Origin of the sequence: Sphaerisporangium sp. NPDC088356, from assembly GCF_040685555.1 — a bacterium.
In the GTDB taxonomy this organism is placed as follows: domain Bacteria; phylum Actinomycetota; class Actinomycetes; order Streptosporangiales; family Streptosporangiaceae; genus Sphaerisporangium.
On record NZ_JBFBIK010000004.1, the window covers coordinates 76,393 to 96,578 of the forward strand.

The following is a 20,186-nucleotide window of genomic DNA, read 5'->3' on the forward strand; positions in this document are numbered from 1 at the left end:
TCACATCTCCTTCGTCATCGGGCCGGTCCCCCGAGCGGCGCCTCGTCGTCGTACGTGCGGCCTGGCCCACCTAATCTTGCGCCTTTCCGCTGGTGACCCGGGCCAGCATCAGCGCGATGAGGATGATGCCTCCGTAGATGGCCTGGATCCACTGCGCCGAGACGCCGGCCAGCGTGAGGATGTTGTTGATCAGGCCGAGCACCAGCACGCCGCAGAGCGCGCCGAACAGCGTGCCCTTGCCGCCGTCGAGGCTGACCCCGCCGATGACCGCCGCGGCGAACACCGTGAAGATCATGCCGTCGCCCTGGGCCGCCGAAACCGAGCCGAGCCTGCCGGTCATCAGCAGTCCGGAGAGGGCCGCGAGCAGCCCGCCGATCATGAACACCGCCCAGACCACCCGGTCGGTACGTACGCCCGCCGCGCGGGCCGCGTCGACGTTGCCGCCGATGGCGTAGATCGACCGGCCGTGCCGGAAGTATCCGAGGGTGATGATGCCGGCGATGTAGGCGACCCCGCAGATCCAGATCGACGCCGGCAGCCCGAGCCAGCGCGCGTTGCCCAGGTACAGGAACGACTCGGGCAGCGCGAACAGGTTCTGGCCGCCGGTGAAGCCGATCTGCAGGCCGCGCAGCACGATCAGCATGCCCAGCGTCACGATGAACGCCGACAGCTTGAACCGCAGGATCAGCAGCCCGTTGAAAGCTCCGATGATGACACCGATCAGCAGGCAGATCGGGATCCCGAGCGCGGCCGGCCAGTCGGTGCCGAGGCCGTTGGCGGCGGCCGGGATGACCAGCCCGACGCCCAGCGCCGGGGCGAGCCCCACGGTGGACTCCAGCGACAGGTCGAACTTGCCGGCGATGAGGATCATCGCCTCCGCCAGCACCAGCAGGGACAGCTCGGTCTGCTGCTGGAGCACGTTGGTCAGGTTGTCACCGCTGAGGAACGCCGGTTCGAGCAGCGCGCCCACGACCATCAGGACCAGGATGGCCGGAACCAGCGCGAGGTCGCGGAACCGTGCGAGCCGCACCACGGGCGGTCCCGAACGCGTCTTGCCCGGAGACCCGGGAGAGCCGCCCGGTGTCCCGGGTGAGGCCACGGTCGTTTCAGTCATCGTGCGTCGACACCTTCCATGACCGCCACGAGCTCGGCGTCCGCCCAGCCTCGTGGCACTTCCTTGACGACCCGGCCGTGGAACATCACCACGACCCTGTCGCAGATGCGCAGGTCGTCCAGCTCGTCGGAGACCAGCACGGCTCCCGCGCCGCGTTCGGCGGCGTCCTCGACGGCGCCGAGCAGCGCCTGCTTCGCCCGCACGTCCACTCCCGAGGTCGGGTTGATCACGACGAGCGCCGTCGGGTCGTCCGCGAGCGCGCGCGCCATGACGACCTTCTGCGCGTTCCCACCGGACAGGTCCCCGACGGGCTGGGACGGGCCGGTGGTCTTGATGGCCAGGTCCTCGATCATCCGCTCCGCCCTCGCCCGCCGCAAGGCCGGGGAGACCGCTCCCAACCGCCCCAGCTTGTGGGCGATGGGGAGGGTGGCGTTCTCGGCGATCGAGAGCAGCGGTATGAAGCCCTCCTTGTGCCGGTCCTCGGGAACGAAGCCGAGGCCCGCGCGAAGCGCCGAGGTGACGTCCCCGGGGCGGGGACGGTCCCCGTTGATCGTCACCTGACCGCTGTCGGCGGCCTGCAGGCCGACCAGCGTCTCCGCCAGGCCGATCTTGCCGCTGCTGCCGGAGCCGGCGAGTCCGACGATCTCCCCGGCGCGGACGGTGAGGTCCACGTCCTGGTAGCGGCCGGCCAGCGACAGTTTCTCGGCGCTGAGCACGACCTTCGCCTTGGCGTCGGCCGTACGGGGGCGGGCCTGGTAGCCCGCGGCGGCCTCCCCGGTCATGGCCGCGACCAGCTCGTCGTGCGGGAGCTCGCCGACCGCGCTGGTGAGGATGTGCCGGGCGTCACGGAAGACCGTGACCGACTGGCACACCTCGTACACCTCTTCCAGGTGGTGCGAGATGAACATCATCGTCACGCCCTGGGAGCGCAGCGCCCGCATCCGGTCGAAGAGCCGCTGGATGGCCGGGCCGTCGAGCCGTGCGGTCGGCTCGTCCAGGATGATGAACCGCGCGCCGAACGACAGCGCGCGGGCGATCTCCAGGAGCTGGCGCTGCTCGACGTCGAGGTCGCCCGCGAGGCGGCCGGCGTCGACGTCCACGCCGTACTGGTCGAGCAGGTCGCGGGCGCGGGCCCGCAGCGAGCGCCAGTTGATCGGGCCGTGAGCCGCCTGGCGGTTGAGGAAGAGGTTCTCCGCGACGGTGAGCGTCGGGATGATCGTGGACTTCTGGTAGACGCAGGCGACCTGCCGGCGCCAGCCGTCACGGTCCGCGATCGCGGGGGCGGGGGTGCCCGCGAAGAGCACCTCGCCCTCGTCGGGGCGCTGGAGGCCGGTGAGGATCGAGACCAGCGTCGACTTGCCGGCCCCGTTGCGGCCGACCAGGGCGTGGGTCTCGCCTTCGCCGATGACGATCCCCGCGTCGTCGAGTGCCGTCGTGGGCCCGAAGCGCTTGGTGACGCTCCGGGCCTCCACGGCCGGGGTGGTGGATTCCGGCATCACTTGACCTGGTTGCCCCAGAGGTTGGGGTCGTCGACGTTGTCCTTGGTGACCAGCGGCGCGGGGAGCTGGTCCTCAAGGCGGCCACCGCCCACGTCGATGATCGTGCTGTCGTGGTCGGTCTTCCCGGGGGCGAACGTCTTGCCCTCAAGGGCCGCCTTGGCGTACGAGAGCGCCCACTTGGCGTACAGGTCGGCGGGCTGGGAGACCGTGGCGTCGATCTGGCCCTCCCTGATGGCCTGGAACTCCTGCGGGATGCCGTCGTTGGAGACGATGAAGATGTGCTTGGGGTCGGTCGGCGGCACCAGCAGGTTCTTGGACTTCAGCAACTGCAGGGTGGGGGCGAGGAACGCGCCGCCGGCCTGCATGTAGATGCCGTTGATGTCGGGGTGCTGGGTGAGGCGGGTCTGCAGCGCGGCCGAGGCCTTGGTGCCCTCCCACTCGGTGGGCTCGGCGAAGACCGTGATGCCGGGGTAGTTCGTCTTCATGCACTCGCCGAACGCCTCGGAGCGGTCGCGGCCGTTGACCGACGCCAGCGACCCCTGGAACTCGACGACCTTGCCCTTGCCCTTGAGCTGTTCGCCGAGGAACTCGCAGGCCTTCTCGCCGTACGCGCGGTTGTCGGCGCGGACCACCATGAACGTCTTGCCCTTGTCGGGGCGGGTGTCCACGGTCACGACGGGGATGTTCTTGCTCGCGAGCTGGTCCAGGGTGGTCGCGATGGCGCCGGTGTCCTGCGGGGCCATGACGATGGCCTTCGCGCCCTGGCTGACGAGCGCCTGGGTGTTGGACACCAGCTTGGCGATGTCGTTCTGCGAGTTGGTGGGGGCCATCAGATCGATGCCCAGGTCACTCGCCATCTTCGGGACGTACTTGTTGTAGGAGTTCCAGAAGTCGGTGTCGGCTCGGGGGAAGTCGACGGCGACCTTGCCGCCCGCGGCCGGGGCCGAGGAGCCGGCCCCGGCGGAGGCCGCGGGGGCAGCCGGGTCGGAGGACCCACATGCCGACAGCGTCATGGTGACCGCGAAAAGGGCCACGCAGGTGGCCGAGGATCGTATTTTCACTTGTCGCCTCAATTCAACCGGAGTTGGGGGGTGCGGGCCGCTCCTAAGAGCGACCGGGTCTGTCTCATCTGTCGAACCGCCGGTCAGGGTCCCCGGCGCCATGGGTCTGGGGAACCCTAGGATTTCGGGCGGGGGCGGAGCCCGTGCATGCCGCCGTCGACGGCCAGCACGGTGCCTGTCGTACTGCTCGCGAGGGGGCTCGCCAGGTACGCGATCGCGGCGGCCACCTCCTCGGCGCTCACGAGCCGCCCCATGGGCTGGCGCTGCTCCAGCGCCCGGCGTTCGGCGTCCGGATCGGACGCGGCGTCGAGCAACCGCTGCACCCACGGAGTGTCGGCGGTGCCCGGGTTGACGCAGTTCACCCGGATCCCCTCCGCGATGTGGTCGGTCGCCATGGCCAGCGTGAGGGAGAGGATCGCGCCCTTCGACGCGCTGTAGAGCGCGCGGTTGGGCAGGCCGGCGGTGGCCGCGATCGAGCAGGTGTTGACCACGGCCGCGTGGCCGGACGCCCGCAGGTACGGCAGGGCCGCCCGCGTCACCCGGACGATGCCGAGGAGGTTGACGTCGAGGACGCGGAACCACTCCTCGTCGGCGTTCTGCTCGATGGTGCCGGCCGCGCCGATGCCGGCGTTGTTGACCAGGATGTCGATGCCGCCCAGGCGCCCGGCCGCCTCCGCGACGGCCGCGCGGACCGCGGCGTCGTCGGTGACGTCGGCCTTGACGCCCACGAAGGGATCGCCAGGCGGGTTGACGTCCAGGCAGGCCACGCGGGCGCCCCGCTCGGCGAGCATGGTCGCCGCCGCGAGGCCGATGCCGGAACCGCCGCCTGTGACCAGCGCGGCGAGTCCGCCGAACTCACTCATCTGACTTCTCCATCTCTTCCTCCGGCCTCACGCCGACTCCAGAGCCGCCGTCGAGGCGATGTTCCAGACGGGGCCACCGGGAAACGTGTACTCGGCGATCGACTCAGGGCGCATCGTGGCACTGAAACCGGGCGCCAGGGGAGCCCTGTAGCGGCCGTTGTCGATCACGGCGGGGTCGACGAAGTGCTCGTGCAGGTGGTCGACGTACTCGATCACCCGGTCTTCGAGGCTGCCGCTGACCGCCACGTAGTCGAACATGGCCAGGTGCTGCACCAGCTCGCAGAGGCCGACGCCGCCGGCGTGCGGGCAGACGGGCATGCCGAACTTGGCCGCGAGCAGCAGGATCGCGATGTTCTCGTTCACGCCGCCCACGCGCGCGGAGTCCAGCTGGACGATCGACAGCGAGCCCGCCTGCAGCATCTGCTTGAAGACCACGCGGTTCTGGACGTGCTCGCCGGTCGCGACCTTGATCGGCGCGAGCGCCCGCGCGATGGTGGCGTGGCCGAGCACGTCGTCGGGGCTCGTCGGCTCCTCCACCCAGTACGGGTCGAACTCCTTGAGCGCGCTGACCCACGCGATGGCCGAGCCCACGTCCCAGCGCTGGTTGGCGTCGATCGCGATGCGGAATCCCGGCCCGCAGACCTCGCGGGCGATGCGCATCCGCCGCCGGTCGTCCTCCAGATCGGCTCCGACCTTCAGCTTGATCTGGGTGAACCCCTGATCGATCGCCTCCTTGCACAGGCGGCGCAGCTTGTCGTCGTCGTACCCGAGCCAGCCCGGCGAGGTGGTGTACGCGGCGTAGCCCTCCGCCTTGAGGTGAGCGATGCGCTCCTGCCGCCCGGGCTCGGCCCTCCGCAGGATGGCCAGTGCCTCCTCGGGGGTCAGCGCGTCGCTGAGGTAGCGGAAGTCGACCAGCGAGACGAGCTCCTCGGGGGACATCTCCCCAAGGAGCAGCCACAGGGGCTTGCCCTCGATCTTGGCCTTGGCGTCCCAGAGCGCGTTGACGACCGCGGAGATCGCCATGTGCATGACGCCCTTCTCCGGGCCGAGCCAGCGGAGCTGGGAGTCGTGCACCATCTCCTTGCAGAGCGCGCCGAGGTCGTCCAGGCGCCTGCCCACGACGAAGGGCGCGAGGGCCTCGATCGCCGTGGTCTCGATGTCGTTGCCCCGGCCGATGGTGAACGCGAACCCGTGCCCCTCGACGCCGGCGTCGGTCCGAAGGACGACGTACGCGGCCGAGTAGTCGGGGTCGGGGTTCATCGCGTCGGAGCCGTCGAGCTCCCTCGATGTGGGGAACCGGATGTCGTGGGTCTCCAGCGCGGTGATCAGGTGGGCGCTCATGCCTGTCCCACGATCTGACGCTGCCGGCCGAGGCCGTCGATCTCCAGCTCCATCACGTCCCCGCTCCTGAGGTAGGGCTGGTCCGGCATACCGAGCGCGACGCCGGCGGGCGTGCCGGTGTTGATCACGTCGCCGGGCTCCAGGACCATGAACCGGCTCAGGTAGCGCACGACCTCCGCCACTCCGAAGATCATGTTCTTGGTGCCGCCGTCCTGCCGGACCTCGCCGTTGACCGAGAGCCGGAGCCCGAGGTTCTGCGGGTCGGGTACCTCGTCGGCGGTGACGAGCCAGGGGCCGAGCGGGTTGAAGGTCTCGCACGACTTGCCCTTGTCCCACTGGCCGCCGCGCTCAAGCTGGAACTCCCGCTCGGAGACGTCGTTGGAGATGGCGTACCCGAAGACGCAGTCGAGCGCCTCCTCGTGAGAGTCGAGGTAACGCGCGGTCTTCCCGATGACGACCGCGAGCTCCACCTCCCAGTCGGTCTTCACACTGCCACGCGGGATCAGGACCTCGTCGTTCGGCCCCACCACGGTGTTGGGTGCCTTCATGAAGATGATCGGCTCGGCGGGGATGGCCGCTCCGGTCTCCTCGGCGTGGTCACGGTAGTTGAGGCCGACGCAGACGACCTTCCCCGGCCGCGCGATCGGCGCCCCGATGCGCCCTCCGAGGGCACCGGAGGCCGTGTCCTCGCGGAGGAGCGGCAACTCATTCCTCAGCAACGCGTTCGCGACGCGCGCCACTTGCCCCGAAGCGAAGAAGGCCCCGTCGAGGTCGGCTTCCTGCCCGAGCAGGCTTCGCAGGTCACGCGGATGCCCGGTGTCGTCCAGGACCGCGGGACGCTCCTCTCCGGGTGGTCCCACTCGCAGTAGCTTCACGCGTCTCCTTCAATTCATCGGATGTCTTGAGAGAGAAGACTACGCGGAGATGGGCCAGCGTCAAGTCCTTCGAGGTCAGGCGGCATGATTCATCCGATCCTTATTTTCACCTCCATACAATGTCCGTGACGTCCGCCCGGTGATGGGAGGGGCACTTTCCGCTGCTCGGCGCGGCGGGCGCATCAGTGGCGGTCACGTGACTTGACGTGCCCGCACGCCCGTAATAGAACACGTTCCAGAAACTGGTTCGGCCAAGCGCTTGATCGAAACCTCAGGTGGTCATATGGAAATCAACCTCGTCGACCAGGATCACTACGCGAGGGACGGTGTCCCGCACGAGCAGCTCAGGTGGCTGCGGGCCAACGATCCCGTCTTCTGGCACGAGGGGGATCCCGAGCTCGACTGGCCGGGGTTCTGGGCGGTCACCAAGCACGAGGACGTCGTCCACGTCTCCCGCAACTCCGAGCTCTTCTCCTCCAGCAAGAAGCTGGCCCTGTTCAACGAGATGCCCGAGGAGCAGCGCGAGCTCCAGCGGATGATGATGCTCAACCAGGATCCCCCCGACCACACCCGCAGGCGGTCGCTGGTCAACCGGGGCTTCACGCCGCGCCAGATGGGCGCACTGGAGGAGCACATCCGCGACATCTGCCACAACCTGATCGACGAGGCCGCGGCCAAGGGCACGGTGGACTTCGTCACCGACGTGGCCGCGCCCCTCCCCCTGTACGTGATCTGCGAGCTGCTCGGAGCGCCCGTCGAGGACCGGAACAAGATCTTCGAGTGGTCGAACCGGATGATCGGGAGCGAGGACCCCGACTACGCCGGCACTCCCGAGGAAGGCGCGATGGCGGCCGGGGAGGTCTACGCGTACGCCAACCAGCTCGCCGCGCAGCGCCGCGACCAGCCGCAGGACGACATCGTCACCCGGCTCATCCAGCCCGCCGAGAACGGCGAGGTGCTCAGCGAGGACGAGTTCGACCTGTTCGTGCTGCTTTTGGTCGTGGCGGGCAACGAGACCACGCGCAACGCGGCCTCCGGCGGCATGCTCACCCTGTTCGAGAACCCGGCGCAGTGGGAGCGGCTGGTACGCGACCCGTCGCTCGCGCGCACGGCCGCCGACGAGATCGTCCGGTGGGTGTCCCCGGTCAACCTCTTCCGCCGTACGGCCACCCGCGACACCGTCATCAGGGACAAGGAGATCAAGGAAGGCGACAAGATCGTCGTCTTCTACTCCTCGGCCAACCGGGACGAGGACGTGTTCGCCACGCCGTCGAACTTCGACATCGGCCGCGACCCCAACCCGCACATCGGGTTCGGGGGCGGCGGCGCGCACTTCTGCCTGGGCAACCACCTGGCCAAGCTGGAGCTTCGGGTGCTCTTCGAGGTCGTCGCCCAGCGCCTGCCCAACCTGCGCCAGGCCGGAGAGGCCAAGCGGCTGCGGTCGAACTTCATCAACGGCATCAAGACCCTCCCTGTGGAGATCTGACCGGGTCATCCCATCCGGTGACCGTCCCCGTGGGCGGTCACCGGGTGAGCTCTCCGGGGGGGGCATGACGCTCCCGGGGGGGGAGCCCCCGCTCCTGACGGACGGCGGATCGGCGTGGTCCCGCCGCTAAGATCCTCGAAGAGGACGATCAGCCCATATTTCCCCTCATATGGGGGTGGGCGGCGGCAGAGGAGAGACGATGTCAGGCCAGCGTCCGGCACCCGTAGGCGTCGACCCGAACACCCCGAGCGCCGCGCGCATCTACGACTATGCCCTCGGCGGCAAGGACAACTACGCGGCCGACCGCGCCGCCGCCGAGAAGGTCTTCGCCCTCGCCCCCGAGATGCCGCGGATGGCCAGGCAGAACCGCGAGTTCCTGGGCCGCGCGGTCCGCTACCTCAGCGCCGAGGCGGGCATCCGCCAGTTCCTCGACATCGGCTCCGGGCTGCCGACCCAGCAGAACGTCCACCAGGTCGTCGCGGAGACCGCGCCGGAGTCCGCGGTGGTCTACGTCGACCACGACCCGATCGTCGTCGCGCACGGCGACGCGCTGGTCGCCACCACCGGCAACGTCTCGTTCGTACGCGGCGACCTGCGCGAGATCGACCCCATCCTGGACCACCCCGACCTGCGGCGGCTCATCGACTTCGACCGGCCCGTGGCCGTGCTGCTGGTCGCCGTCCTGCACTTCGTCCAGGACGCCGACAGGCCGTACGAGGTCGTCGACCGGATCAAGGGGCTGATGGCGCCCGGGAGCTACCTGGCCCTGTCGCACGTGACCCCGGATCCGCATCCGGAGAAGACCGCCGAGCTCGTCAAGGTCTCCACCAAGGCCGGTGCCCCGTGGGTGGCCCGCTCCCACGCCGAGCTGACGCGCTTCTTCGACGGCTTCGACCTCGTGGAGCCCGGCCTGGTCACCGCCCCCGAATGGCGTCCCGGCATCACCAGGCGGGTCGACCCGGACAAGATGTGGGTCCTCGCCGGCGTCGGCCGCAAGCGCTGACCCGGAGCCCACTGGATTAGGCGTTCCCCGGCGAAGTACTCCCCAGGGCGTACGCGACATGACGCTGCATGAGGGACGACCCGGCGGGCCGTGTCGGCCAGCATCACGGTAACCACCCAACCTTGGAGGTAAACCGTGCGCAGGGCCTATGCCGTCCTTGCCGGCCTCATGCTCATCGCCGTCGTGGCGCAGTTCTACTTCGCCGCTGTCGGCGCGTTCGACAAAACCACAGGAGGACAGCTCCTACGCCTTGCACGGCATGACCGGCATGATGGTCATCCCGGTGCTCTCGCTGCTCGCCACCGTCGCCGCCGCCGTCGCGCGGGCGCCGGGCCGGCTGATCGGCATGACCATCCTCCCGCTCGGCCTGGTCGTGGTCCAGATGCTGATCATCGCCGTCGGCGGCCTGCTCGACGACAGCGCGGGCAACACGACCCCGGGAAGCCTCGCCATCCTCGGACTGCACGCCATCAACGGGCTCGCCGTCATGGCCGTGTCCGGCATGGTGTTCCGGCAGGCCCGGCTCTTCGCGAAGGGAGCGGCGGCGGCTCCCGGCGAGGCCGCGCGCGTGCGATGACGGTCGCGGGCCTGATCGTGCTCGACCTCGTCGCCGGGGTCACCGCCACGGTGGCGTGGCTGGGCTCGGGCGCGGCGGCCGCCGCCCGGCGCGCCGGGCTCGCGCTGGCGCTCTTCTGCGTCGCCGTGGCGGCGTCGCTGGCCCGGGTGGGGGTGGCTCTCGCGCTGGCCCCCGCCGGGTGGTGGTTCGTCCAGGAGAAGTTCACGCTCACGCTGCCGCTACTGGTCGTCGCCGGGCTGGCCGCGAGCGTCCTCGCCGCACCGCGCCTGGTCACGGCCGTACGCGGCCGAGGAGACCTGTCGGCCGCGGTCGTGATCCCGCTTCTCGGGGCGGGGTACGCGGCCGTGGCGGGGCCGGCGGTCACGCTCCTGATGGGGTACCCGGCGACGTGGAGCACCGGTCTGGTGACGGTGGCCCTGGTCGCCGCGGCCGTGCTGGTGACCTGGCGGGCCGTCTCCGCGCCCGTCCCCGGGCTTCGGGTCACCGCCGCCGTGACGCTTGCGGTGGGCCTGGCCGGCGTGGGCCTGGCGTTCGTACCCGCCGAGACCGCCGGGACCACCGAGACCGGCGGCGGCCCTCCGGCGGCCATGGAAGCCCACGCCATGGACACCCACGCCATGGGAGCCATGGGAGCCGGTGCCTCCAGCGCTTCGGATGGCGGTCACGCGCGGCAGGGGCGGCCGGTGACGGCGCTGCGCGGGCCGTCCACTCCCGCGGCGGGCGGGGAGGTACGGCGGTTCACGCTGACCGCCCGTACCGCGACCGTCACCCTGTCCTCCGGGCGCGAGGTGGCGGCGTGGACCTTCGACGGCCGGGTGCCGGGGCCGCCGGTCACCGCGTCCGAGGGCGACCTGATCGAGGTACGGCTGCGCAACGCCGACATCACCTCGGGGGTGACCCTGCACTGGCACGGCTACGACGTGCCCTCGGGCGAGGACGGGGTCCCCGGCCTGACGCAGGACGCCGTAATGCCAGGGCAGGAGTTCCTGTACCGGTTCCGCGCCACCCAGGTGGGGACGTACTGGTACCACACACACGAGGTCTCGGACCGTGGGGTCAAGTTGGGCCTCTACGGGATGCTGGTCGTCACTCCTCGCGAAGCCGCCAACGAGGGGGCCGACCTCACCCTCCCCGTGCACACGTTCGGCGGAAAGATCACTCTGGGAGACCACGACCAGCCGTTCGAGCAGCGGGTGGCGCCCGGCACGCCCGTACGGCTGCGCCTGGTCGGCACCGACAACACCCCGCACCAGTTCACGCTGAGCGGCACGCCGTACAAGGTGGCGGCGATCGACGGCAGGGACCTGAACGCCCCGGGCGAGCTGAGCCGGACGAGGCTGCGCCTTCCCGCCGGCGGTCGCTACGACCTCGTGTTCGCCATGCCCGCCGGTGGAGCGCTCCTGCGCGTCGACGACCGCGCGACCAGCCTGCGCCTCACCCCGGACGCTCCGTCGACGCCGGCCCCGTCCGCCGCCGAGGACACCTCCGGGTGGCCCGAGTTCGACCCGCTGTCGTACGGCACGCCGAGTGCCACGCCCTTCGGGGCGGGCAGCCGCTCCGACCGCCGCTTCACGCTCGTGCTCGACCAGGGACTTGCCATCATGAACGGCCGGCCCGCGTACGCGCACACGGTGAACGGGCACGCGTTCCCGTCCATCCCCACCCAGCTCGTGAGGGAAGGGGACCTGGTGCGCGTCACGGTCGTCAACAGGGGCCGCGAGACGCATCCCTGGCACCTGCACGGCCACACGGTGCGGGTGCTCTCCCGTGACGGCCGCGCGCCGGCGGGCAGCCCGCTGCTGCTGGACACCTTCGACGTACGGCCCGGCGAGGTCTGGGAGGTGGCGTTCCGCGCGAACAATCCCGGCATGTGGATGAACCACTGCCACAACCTCAGCCACGCCGACCAGGGCATGGCACTGCACCTGGCCTACGAGGGCGTCACCACCCCCTTCCACGGGGCCCACGGCGGCTGACCCGCCCGTCGCCCGGGTCGCCACCGCGGACAGCGGGAGCGGCCCGCGGTGTGAAACTTTCGCGGAGCGTCCGAGCCGGCGCCATCACGCGGTAGCAACCGCTTGCCACCGGTATAGGGCTATATCAGGATTTGCCCGTGACGGATCGTATGCCGCAGGGACCGGCGTTATCCCGGGAAAAGCCGACCTCCTCCCGGGAGGACCCCGAGTTACCCCGGGAGGAGCCGGTGCCGTCCCCGGATCAGCCGGACGGGGACGCCGCAGGGCGGTGGTGGTCGCCGCGGTTCCTGAGGGACGCCGCCGACCAGCGGGCTCTGCTGATCTGGTTCCTGTCCCACATCGGGGTCCTGATCTACACCTACCTGGCCGCCCCCGGCCGTACCACCGACCCGTTCGTCAACCGGCTCACCCGCTGGGACGCCGAGAACTTCATCGCCATCGCCGACTACGGCTACGACGGCCCCCCGGGCATGCAGGACAGCGCCAAGCTGCCCGCGTTCTTCCCCGGCATGGCCCTGCTGATCAGGCTCCTGAGGCCGATCGTGCACGACGGCCGCATCGCGACACTGCTCATCTCCCTGGTGGCCAGCGCGGTCGTCGCGGTGGCGCTGTCGCGGCTCGCCGAGTCGTACGCGCCGGGCAGCGGCAAGTTCGCCGTGGCCGCCCTGTTCCTCAGCCCGTTCAGCGTCTTCCTCTTCTCCGGCTACTCCGAGGCGCTGTTCCTCGCCCTCGCGCTCTCGGCCTGGCTGCTGGCCCGCAGGGGCCGCTGGGAGGACGCCGCCCTGTGCGCCGCGGGCGCCGTCACGGTGCGCGTCTCGGGCCTGTTCCTGGTGCTCGGCATGCTCGTCATGTTCCTGGTGGCCGAGAACGGCCGTAAGGCGCCCGGGGGCTGGCGCCTGCTCCCCTGGCTGGCACTGCCGGGCGTGCCGATGGTGCTGTACGTCATCTACCAGTGGACCCGCACGGGCGACTGGCTGGCCTACAACAGCGTCCAGGACCAGTTCTGGGGACGGCACGCCGTCTGGCCGTGGGAGGCGTTCCTCAACACCTGGAACATGTCGGACGACGTCCCCACGCTGACCACCTCCTACTACGAGGAGATCATCTCGGCCGCGGTGCTGCTGGCCCTGGCCGTCTGCCTGGCGGTACGGCGCAAGTGGCCCGAGCTGGCCTACATCGTGCCCCAGGTGCTGTCGTTCCTGACCCTGTCGTCGTTCTACATGTCGGTCGGCCGGGGATCGCTGACGTGGTTCCCGCTGTGGGTGGCCATCGGCGTAGCCGGTGTGAAGCGACCATGGGTCTGGTACACGAGCATGGCCATCATGATCCCCGTCATGGCCATCAACGTCGGCAACTTCACCACAGGAGCCTGGATCGGCTGACAGGGCGTCCCGGACCCGTCAGGACCAGGAGGTGTCCTGTTCTGGGTCGTTGCCGTCGGACAGGAGGCGGAGGTCGGACTCGACCATCATCGCGACGAGCTGCTCGAACGCCACGGTCGGTTCCCAGCCGAGCTGGACGCGGGCCTTCTTGGGGTCGGCGCACAGGAGGTCGACCTCGGCGGGGCGGTGCAGGGCCTGGTCGCCGACCACGTACTGCTCCCAGTCGAGCCCGGCCGCCTGGAAGGCGGCGACGACCAGCTCGCGCACGGACTGCGTGTGCCCGGTGCCGATGACGTAGTCCTCGGGCGCCCCGGCCTGGAGCATCAGGCGCATGGCCTGGACGTAGTCGCCGGCGTAGCCCCAGTCGCGGCGGGCTTCGAGGTTGCCCAGCCGCAGCTCGGAGGCGAGGCCCAGCTTGATCCTCGCGACGCCCAGCGTCACCTTGCGCGTCACGAACTCGGCGCCACGCCGGGGCGACTCGTGGTTGAACAGGATGCCGGAGACCGCGAACATCCCATAGGACTCGCGGTAGTTCTGGGTGAGGAAGTGCCCGTACGCCTTGGCCACGCCGTACGGCGAGCGCGGGTGGAACGGCGTGCGCTCGTTCTGTGGCGTCTCGCGTACCTGGCCGAACATCTCCGAGGACGAAGCCTGATAAAAACGGATCTGGCCGGAGGCGGAGGCCCGGGAGGAGGTGATCCCGGAGCACACCCTGATCGCCTCCAGCATGCGCAGCACGCCCATGCCGGTCACCTCGGCGGTCAGCTCGGCCTGCTCCCACGACATGGGCACGAACGAGATGGCGCCCAGGTTGTAGACCTCGTCGGGCTGAACACGTTCCACAGCGGAGATCAGCGATCCCTGGTCCAGGAGATCACCTCGGACGAGCTTCACGTCCTGGAGCAGCTTGCGAACGCGGGAGACCCGGGGGTTGGCCTGCCCGCGAACCAGACCCCAAACGTCGTATCCCTGGTCGAGCAGGTGCTCGGCGAGGTAGGAGCCGTCCTGCCCGGTGATGCCAGTGATCAGCGCACGCCTGGCCAACGGGTCCTCCTTGTTCTTTCGGGATCAGCGGCTCGTACTGCTTCGCCCGAACTCTGAGCTGTAAGACGCGAATGTACCGCCATGCCCCCCGTCGAGCGCCATGGGACGCCGAGGATCCTACGTCCGCCGGACATAGAACTCGTTCTACCGAGCCGCGCTCGGTTGGCCTAACTTCCCAGTTCGCGGCGCGTGAGGGTGATATGAGGCACAATTCCATATTAGAGATGCGTCCACTACCAGATGGTAGGGTTCGCTCCTAAGATCAGCTTTCGCGGTACATGCCCCTTGTGGGCGGCTACCGAGCACCGCTCTCGAAAGGGGTGTCCGTGGAGGTTCCAGACGACGCGCGAGGGCACGGGGATCACGGCGGGGACAGGCTGCGCATCGCCCTCCTGTCGTACCGGAGCAAGCCCACCTGCGGCGGCCAGGGCGTCTACCTGCGCCACGTCAGCCGCGAGCTCGTCGCCCTCGGGCACTACGTCGAGGTCCTGTCGGGACCGCCGTACCCGGAGCTGGACGAGGGCGTCGTGCTCACCAAGATCCCGAGCCTCGACCTCTACCGTGACGAGGACCCCTTCCGCACCCCGTCACTCGGCGAGTACCGCGACTGGATCGACGTGCTGGAAGTCGCCACCATGTGGACGGCCGGCTTCCCCGAGCCGCTGACCTTCAGCCTGCGGGCACTGCGCGAGCTGAAGAAGCGTCAGGGCGACTTCGACGTCGTGCAGGACAACCAGACGCTCGGCTACGGCCTCCTGGGCATCCAGAAGCTCTTCCCCGTCGTCGGCACCATCCACCACCCCATCAGCGTGGACCGGCGCATCGAGCTGAAGGCCGCGCCGCTGCGCAAGCAGCTCTCGATGCGCCGCTGGTACGGGTTCGTGCGCATGCAGAGCCACGTCGCGCCCCGGCTGAAGCCCATCCTCACGGTGAGCGAGTCGAGCCTCGCCGACATCCACCGCGATTTCAACGTGCCGCAGAACAACATGCGGCTCATCCCGCTGGGCGTGGACACCCGCTTCTTCCACCCGCGCCCGCACCTTCCGAAGCGCAAGGGCTCGATCGTCGCCGTGGCGAGCGCCGACTCCCCCATGAAGGGCGTCGCCACGCTGCTGCGCGCCGTCGCCAAGCTCGCCACCGAGCGCGACGTGAACCTGACCGTGGTCAGCAAGCCCACCGCCGGCGGCCCCACGGAGAAGCTCGTCCAGGAACTGGCACTCGGGGACCGCGTGAAGTTCGTCCACGGCATCTCCGACGACGAGCTGGGCGAGCTCATCGCGACCTCCGAGATCTCCGTCGTGCCGTCGCTGTACGAGGGCTTCTCGCTTCCCGCCGTCGAGCACATGGCCTGCGGTACCCCGCTGGTCGCCAGCCGTACGGGCGCGCTGCCCGAGGTCGTCGGCGACGCGGCGGTCCAGGTCGCGCCCGGCGACCCCGAGGAGCTGGCCTCGGTGCTGCGCCGGCTGCACGACTCCCCTGAGGAGCGGGAGCGCGTCGGCAGGGCCGGATACGAGCGGGTCATGGAGCGGTACACCTGGCACGTCGTGGCCAAGCGGACAGTCGAGGCGTACCGCGAGGCCATCGAGGCCCGCGGTAAGGCGAAAGGGGAGCGGTAAGTGCTGACCGTCGACTTCGGGAAGCTCCCGGTCGGGCCCGGTGTCCGCGTGCTCGACCTCGGCTGCGGCGGTGGCCGCCACGCGTTCGAGGTGCTGCGGCGCGGCGCCGACGTGGTGGCGTTCGACCAGGACGCGGCCGAGCTGGAGGGCGTCGCGAGCATGTTCGCCGCCATGGACAAGGCGGGCGAGGTGCCGCCGGAGGCGACCGCCGAGACCGTGACCGGCGACGCGCTGGCCATGCCCTTCCCCGACGCCTCGTTCGACCGCGTGATCGCGGCCGAGGTGCTGGAGCACATCCCCGACGACATGGCGGCGATGCGCGAGATCCATCGGGTGCTCAAGCCCGGCGGCCGGGCAGCGATCACCGTGCCGAGCTTCTTGCCCGAGCGCATCTGCTGGGCGCTGTCGGAGGCGTACCACACGGCCCCCGGCGGGCACGTGCGGATCTACACGCTCGCCGAGCTGAGCGCGAAGCTGAAGGCCACCGGCCTTGAGGTCGGCCCGCACCACCACGCCCACGGCCTGCACTCGCCGTACTGGTGGATCAAGTGCGCGGTCGGCGTGAACGACGACGACCACCCACTGGCCAAGGCCTACCACGAGCTGCTCGTCTGGGACATCATGAAGCGCCCCGCGGCCACCCGCATCGCGGAGGCCGTGCTCAACCCTCTCATCGGAAAGAGCGTGGTCGTCTACGTCCGGAAGCCCGCTTGACCCCCCACGCGGGCCGGGTCCCGGCCGTACCCGGGGTCATCACAGCGGAGCAGATCGTCGAGACGGCGCGGAGCATCGCCGCCGTACAGGAACCGGACGGCGGGGTGCCCTGGCCCGAGGGGCACGTCGACGCCTGGAACCACGTCGAGTGCCTGATGGCCATGACGGTCGCCGGGCTCACCGCCGAGGCCAGGAAGGGCTACGACTGGCTCGTACGGCACCAGCGTGACGACGGCTCGTGGCCGATGAAGACCGTGCGCGGCGAGGCCGTCGAGAAGAACGGCGAGAGCAACCACGCGGCGTACGTCGCCGTGGGAGTGTGGCACGATCTGCTGGTCACCCGCGACGAGGACTTCGCGCGCGCGATGTGGCCGGCCGTCAGGAAGGCGCTCGACTTCGTGGTCGACCTCCAGACGGCTCGCGGCGAGATCGTGTGGGAGCGGTCCGCCTCGGGCGCTCCGGCGCAGTACGCCCTGCTGACCTGCTGCTCCTCCATCTACCAGGGGCTTCGCTGCGGCGTGCTGCTCGGCGAGCACCTGGGCGAGCCGCAGCCCGACTGGGAGCTGGCGGCCGACCGGCTCGGGCACGTGCTGGCCGCCCATCCGGAGGCCTTCGCCGACAAGAGCCGGTTCTCGATGGACTGGTACTACCCGATCCTCGGGGGCGCGGTGCGCGGGGCGGAGGCGCGCGAGCGACTGGAGGAGGAGTGGGACACCTTCGTCGTGCCGGGGCTCGGCATCCGCTGCGTGTCCGACCAGCCGTGGGTGACGGGCGCGGAGTCCTGCGAGCTGACCCTCGCCCTGGACGCGGTGGGGGACACCGAGCGCGCTCTCACCATCTACCGGGACATGCAGCACCTGCGCCACGAGAACGGGTCGTACTGGACGGGCTGGCAGTTCGTCAACGAGCGGCCGTTCCCCAACGAGCAGTCGGCGTACACCGCCGCCGCCGTCATCCTCGCGGCCGACGCGCTGTCCGGCGCCACCCCGGCGGCGGGCCTGTTCCGCGAGGCCGGCCGGTACGCCATCCCGGTGACCGACCCCGACACCTGCGGCTGCTCCCCCGCCGCCAGCCGCACCTGAAACGCTCCTCGCTGGTCATCAAGGACCAACCACGCCCGCTGTGGATCAAGTGAGCCGGCCGCGGTTTCGGCTGTCTTGCCCCAGATGCTCGCTCATGCCGATGAGCGGATGCATGACGCCAAGGGGCATCGATCACCACTCAGCCCGATAATGATCTAATGAACATCCAGATTCGACGGTCCCAGCCAGGTACCGAGGCCGAGTTCGTAACGGGGCTGGAGTGGCTCTTCGACCCGCCCGGCAGCCGTCCTCCGGATTGGGACCGCGACCGCGCCGTCGAGCGCACCGCCCAGGTCCTCGCGAGCGAGAACGCCGCACTGTTCGAAGCCCGCTCGCCTCAGGACCAGGTGGTCGGCGTTGCCAGCGTCTACCTGGACATCCTCTCGGTGCGCTTCGGTCGCCGGGCTTCGATCGAGGATCTCGCCGTGCACCCCGAATGGCGCTCCCGAGGTGTCGGCGCCAGCCTGCTGACAGCCGCCAGGACGTGGGCGCAAGAGCATGGCGCCGACTTCGTCTTCCTGGAGTCCGGCCTCGCACGAACCGAGGCGCATCGCTTCTACCTTCGCCAAGGTGCAGACCACGCGGCCGCAGCGTTCAGATGGACGGTTGGACACAATCGCTGACGGGCTTCGGTCGTGAATCGCCTTATCCGCTTCTGCCGCTGGTCGCGCGGTCATGCCAGGAGGTGTTCCGCTGGCGGGCTGTCCTGCTTCGGTTGATGCTTGCCGCTTCGGCCACGCCTGATGCTGGACATGATCACAACGAGGCTGACCAACCCAAGCTCTGCGCGGACTGGCCATCATGTCGCCCGGCGACACTTCCGCTCATGCCGATGAGCGGATGTCGAATTGCAGCACCTGGCCCCGCTGCCCAGCAGACCAACCGAACAGCCCACGTCCCCCGCCGTAGGGACTCGGGGGTTGACCGACACGGGGGGCCTTACCGATATCCGTCATACGCGAGGCGGACTTCGCCGGGCCGAATTCGCGAGCCGGCTGGCGAGCGCCATGACGAGGTCGCGGAGCTCATCCGGTCGCTCGATGACGAACGGCCGGTCCAGCGACGCGAGCACGGCAGGCAACCAGTCGAGCCGTTCCGCCCGCAGCTCGACGCGGGACCAGCGCTTGGTCTCCGAATCTAGGCTGCTCGCGGACGGCAACTCTTCCACGATCGCGACGCTGGCGGGAAGTCGGGCGCGGATCTGCTCGGCCGTCCCCTGGACCCGCAGAGTCACCTCATGCCGGTACGGAGCCGTGGCGAGCCCTGACAGGACGCGCTCCGCCGGATCGAGTCCGGCAGGCGGCTCGAACGAGCCGGGCAGCGTCCTCGCACCGGCGATGCGATCCAGCCGGAACGTCCGGTCCTCGCCGATCACGGGATCCGCACCCGTCACGTACCACCTGCCCGAGTGGGCGACGAGCCCGTACGGGTGCAGCGTGCGTTCGCTGCGCCGACCGTCGGCGGCGGTGTACCGGATCGAGATCGGCCGGTGATGGCGCACCGCGTCGGCGATCGAGAGCAGGACCGCGGTCTCCGGGGCGGCTGACTCGCCGGGCGGAGCCGTGAAGGCGAGGGAGTCGAGCACGGCGTCGAGCCTGCGGCCGAGCCGCTCGGGCAGCACCCGCCGGACCTTGGCCGCCGCCGTCTCGCTCGCTGTGCCCGTGGTCGTCATCAAGCCGGCTCGCTGACCCGCGACCAGGCCGAGCAGCACGGCGAGCGCTTCGTCGTCGCTCAGCATGAGCGGAGGCATGCGGTAACCGGAGGCGAGCCGGTAGCCGCCGTAGCGGCCGCGCACCGACTCGACGGGCACGTCGAGGTCGATGAGGTGGTCGACGTACCGCCGCACCGTGCGCTTGTCGACGTCGAGCCGATCGGCGAGTTCGGCCACGGTCCGGATGCCGCCCGACTGCAGGAGCTCCAGCAGGGTGAGCACGCGAGCAATGGGTCGAGACATGCCCAGAAGTATCCCGCAGATACCGGGCAGGTTCTGTCCAGTATCCGTCGTAGCGTGCGATCACAAGCACCGACCGACCAGGAGAGAACCCATGGACTTCGTCTCGATCCGCATCATCACGGGCGACGTCGCCCGCCTCGTCGACTTTTACGAGCGCGCCACCGGAGTGCGGGCGAGCTGGTCCAACGAGGACTTCGCTGAGCTCAGGACCACCTCGGCCACCCTCGCGATCGCCAGCACCCGTACCGTCCCTCTGTTCGCGCCTGGCTCCGCCCGCCCGGCCGACAACCGCAGCGTCATCCTCGAGTTCCTTGTCGACGACGTGGACAGCGTGCACCAGAACCTGACCGGCTTCGTGGAGGACTTCGTCAATGAGCCCACCACGATGCCCTGGGGCAACCGCTCGCTCCTGTTCCGCGACCCCGACGGCAACCTCGTCAACGTCTTCACACCCGTCACCCCAGCCGCCATCGAGAAGTTCGCTCGCTGACGACAGCGCAGCCGCCAGGCAGGCGCCTGCGGCCGAAAGTCTCGGGATCGATCCCAGCGATCCCAGGGCTCCCGCCGAACGCGGCGGCACGCGAGCAGCGGCAGGATCA

18 protein-coding genes are annotated in these 20,186 nt (G+C 69.9%); 10 read left to right on the top strand and 8 right to left on the bottom strand.

All coding sequences use genetic code 11. The features are described 5' to 3' along the window. Positions 1-70 precede the first annotated feature (70 nt). From AB0O34_RS03210 to AB0O34_RS03235, 6 genes are all read right to left on the bottom strand, one after another. Positions 71-1,114: an ABC transporter permease gene (locus tag AB0O34_RS03210; RefSeq protein ID WP_363912036.1), complete on the bottom strand. Its 1,044-nt coding sequence runs from the start codon at positions 1,112-1,114 to the stop codon at positions 71-73. Continuing rightward, complete coding sequence (locus AB0O34_RS03215) at positions 1,111-2,610, bottom strand: sugar ABC transporter ATP-binding protein (protein WP_363912038.1); 1,500 nt, start codon at positions 2,608-2,610, stop codon at positions 1,111-1,113. The genes AB0O34_RS03210 and AB0O34_RS03215 overlap by 4 nt, the downstream gene beginning before the upstream one ends. Beyond that, positions 2,610-3,674: a sugar ABC transporter substrate-binding protein gene (locus tag AB0O34_RS03220; protein WP_363912040.1), complete on the bottom strand. Its 1,065-nt coding sequence runs from the start codon at positions 3,672-3,674 to the stop codon at positions 2,610-2,612. Before AB0O34_RS03220 ends, AB0O34_RS03215 begins: the two co-directional genes overlap by 1 nt. Positions 3,675-3,790: 116 nt before the next feature. Next, positions 3,791-4,537, bottom strand: a complete 747-nt coding sequence (locus tag AB0O34_RS03225) for an SDR family oxidoreductase (RefSeq protein ID WP_363912042.1) — start codon at positions 4,535-4,537, stop codon at positions 3,791-3,793. 27 nt (positions 4,538-4,564) lie between these two features. Then, a complete protein-coding gene (locus AB0O34_RS03230; RefSeq protein ID WP_363912044.1) occupies positions 4,565-5,878 on the bottom strand; it encodes an L-fuconate dehydratase in 1,314 nt (437 codons plus the stop codon). Continuing rightward, positions 5,875-6,753 carry a fumarylacetoacetate hydrolase family protein gene (locus AB0O34_RS03235; protein WP_363912046.1) on the bottom strand — a complete coding sequence of 293 codons (879 nt, stop codon included), beginning with the start codon at positions 6,751-6,753 and terminating at the stop codon, positions 5,875-5,877. Before AB0O34_RS03235 ends, AB0O34_RS03230 begins: the two co-directional genes overlap by 4 nt. Positions 6,754-7,036: 283 nt before the next feature. Here AB0O34_RS03235 and AB0O34_RS03240 point away from each other — a divergent pair, with 283 nt between their 5' ends. The 5 genes from AB0O34_RS03240 (at position 7,037) to AB0O34_RS03260 (ending at position 13,177) form a co-directional block, all read left to right on the top strand. Further along, positions 7,037-8,239 (top strand): cytochrome P450, encoded by a 1,203-nt coding sequence (locus AB0O34_RS03240; protein WP_363912048.1) that lies wholly within the window; start codon positions 7,037-7,039, stop codon positions 8,237-8,239. Between the two features lie 199 nt (positions 8,240-8,438). After that, positions 8,439-9,242 carry an SAM-dependent methyltransferase gene (locus AB0O34_RS03245; protein ID WP_363912050.1) on the top strand — a complete coding sequence of 268 codons (804 nt, stop codon included), beginning with the start codon at positions 8,439-8,441 and terminating at the stop codon, positions 9,240-9,242. 250 nt (positions 9,243-9,492) lie between these two features. Continuing rightward, positions 9,493-9,819, top strand: a complete 327-nt coding sequence (locus AB0O34_RS03250) for a DUF6220 domain-containing protein (RefSeq protein ID WP_363912052.1) — start codon at positions 9,493-9,495, stop codon at positions 9,817-9,819. Then, on the top strand, positions 9,816-11,795 hold the full coding sequence (locus AB0O34_RS03255; RefSeq protein ID WP_363912054.1) for a multicopper oxidase family protein: 1,980 nt from the start codon (positions 9,816-9,818) through the stop codon (positions 11,793-11,795). Before AB0O34_RS03250 ends, AB0O34_RS03255 begins: the two co-directional genes overlap by 4 nt. A 227-nt stretch (positions 11,796-12,022) precedes the next feature. Beyond that, positions 12,023-13,177, top strand: a complete 1,155-nt coding sequence (locus AB0O34_RS03260; RefSeq protein ID WP_363912056.1) for a mannosyltransferase family protein — start codon at positions 12,023-12,025, stop codon at positions 13,175-13,177. Positions 13,178-13,195: 18 nt separating this feature from the next. On the opposite strand, the gene AB0O34_RS03265 is transcribed toward AB0O34_RS03260, so the two are convergent. Next, entirely contained in the window at positions 13,196-14,221 is a 1,026-nt protein-coding gene (locus AB0O34_RS03265) for a GDP-mannose 4,6-dehydratase (RefSeq protein WP_363912058.1), read from the bottom strand. A 326-nt stretch (positions 14,222-14,547) separates the two neighbouring features. On the opposite strand from AB0O34_RS03265, the gene AB0O34_RS03270 reads away from it, so the two are divergent. From AB0O34_RS03270 to AB0O34_RS03285, 4 genes are all read left to right on the top strand, one after another. Next, positions 14,548-15,837 (top strand): glycosyltransferase family 4 protein, encoded by a 1,290-nt coding sequence (locus AB0O34_RS03270; RefSeq protein ID WP_363912060.1) that lies wholly within the window; start codon positions 14,548-14,550, stop codon positions 15,835-15,837. Further along, complete coding sequence (locus AB0O34_RS03275) at positions 15,838-16,551, top strand: methyltransferase domain-containing protein (protein ID WP_363912062.1); 714 nt, start codon at positions 15,838-15,840, stop codon at positions 16,549-16,551. After that, on the top strand, positions 16,548-17,633 hold the full coding sequence (locus AB0O34_RS03280; protein ID WP_363912064.1) for a prenyltransferase: 1,086 nt from the start codon (positions 16,548-16,550) through the stop codon (positions 17,631-17,633). Before AB0O34_RS03275 ends, AB0O34_RS03280 begins: the two co-directional genes overlap by 4 nt. Before the next feature lie 158 nt (positions 17,634-17,791). Further along, complete coding sequence (locus AB0O34_RS03285) at positions 17,792-18,256, top strand: GNAT family N-acetyltransferase (RefSeq protein ID WP_363912066.1); 465 nt, start codon at positions 17,792-17,794, stop codon at positions 18,254-18,256. 329 nt (positions 18,257-18,585) lie between these two features. Here the strand turns inward: AB0O34_RS03285 and AB0O34_RS03290 are convergent, their stop codons facing one another. After that, positions 18,586-19,587, bottom strand: coding sequence for a YafY family protein (locus AB0O34_RS03290; protein ID WP_363912068.1), 1,002 nt, complete (start codon positions 19,585-19,587; stop codon positions 18,586-18,588). 91 nt (positions 19,588-19,678) lie between these two features. On the opposite strand from AB0O34_RS03290, the gene AB0O34_RS03295 reads away from it, so the two are divergent. After that, positions 19,679-20,077 carry a VOC family protein gene (locus AB0O34_RS03295; RefSeq protein WP_363912070.1) on the top strand — a complete coding sequence of 133 codons (399 nt, stop codon included), beginning with the start codon at positions 19,679-19,681 and terminating at the stop codon, positions 20,075-20,077. Positions 20,078-20,186: the final 109 nt, after the last annotated feature.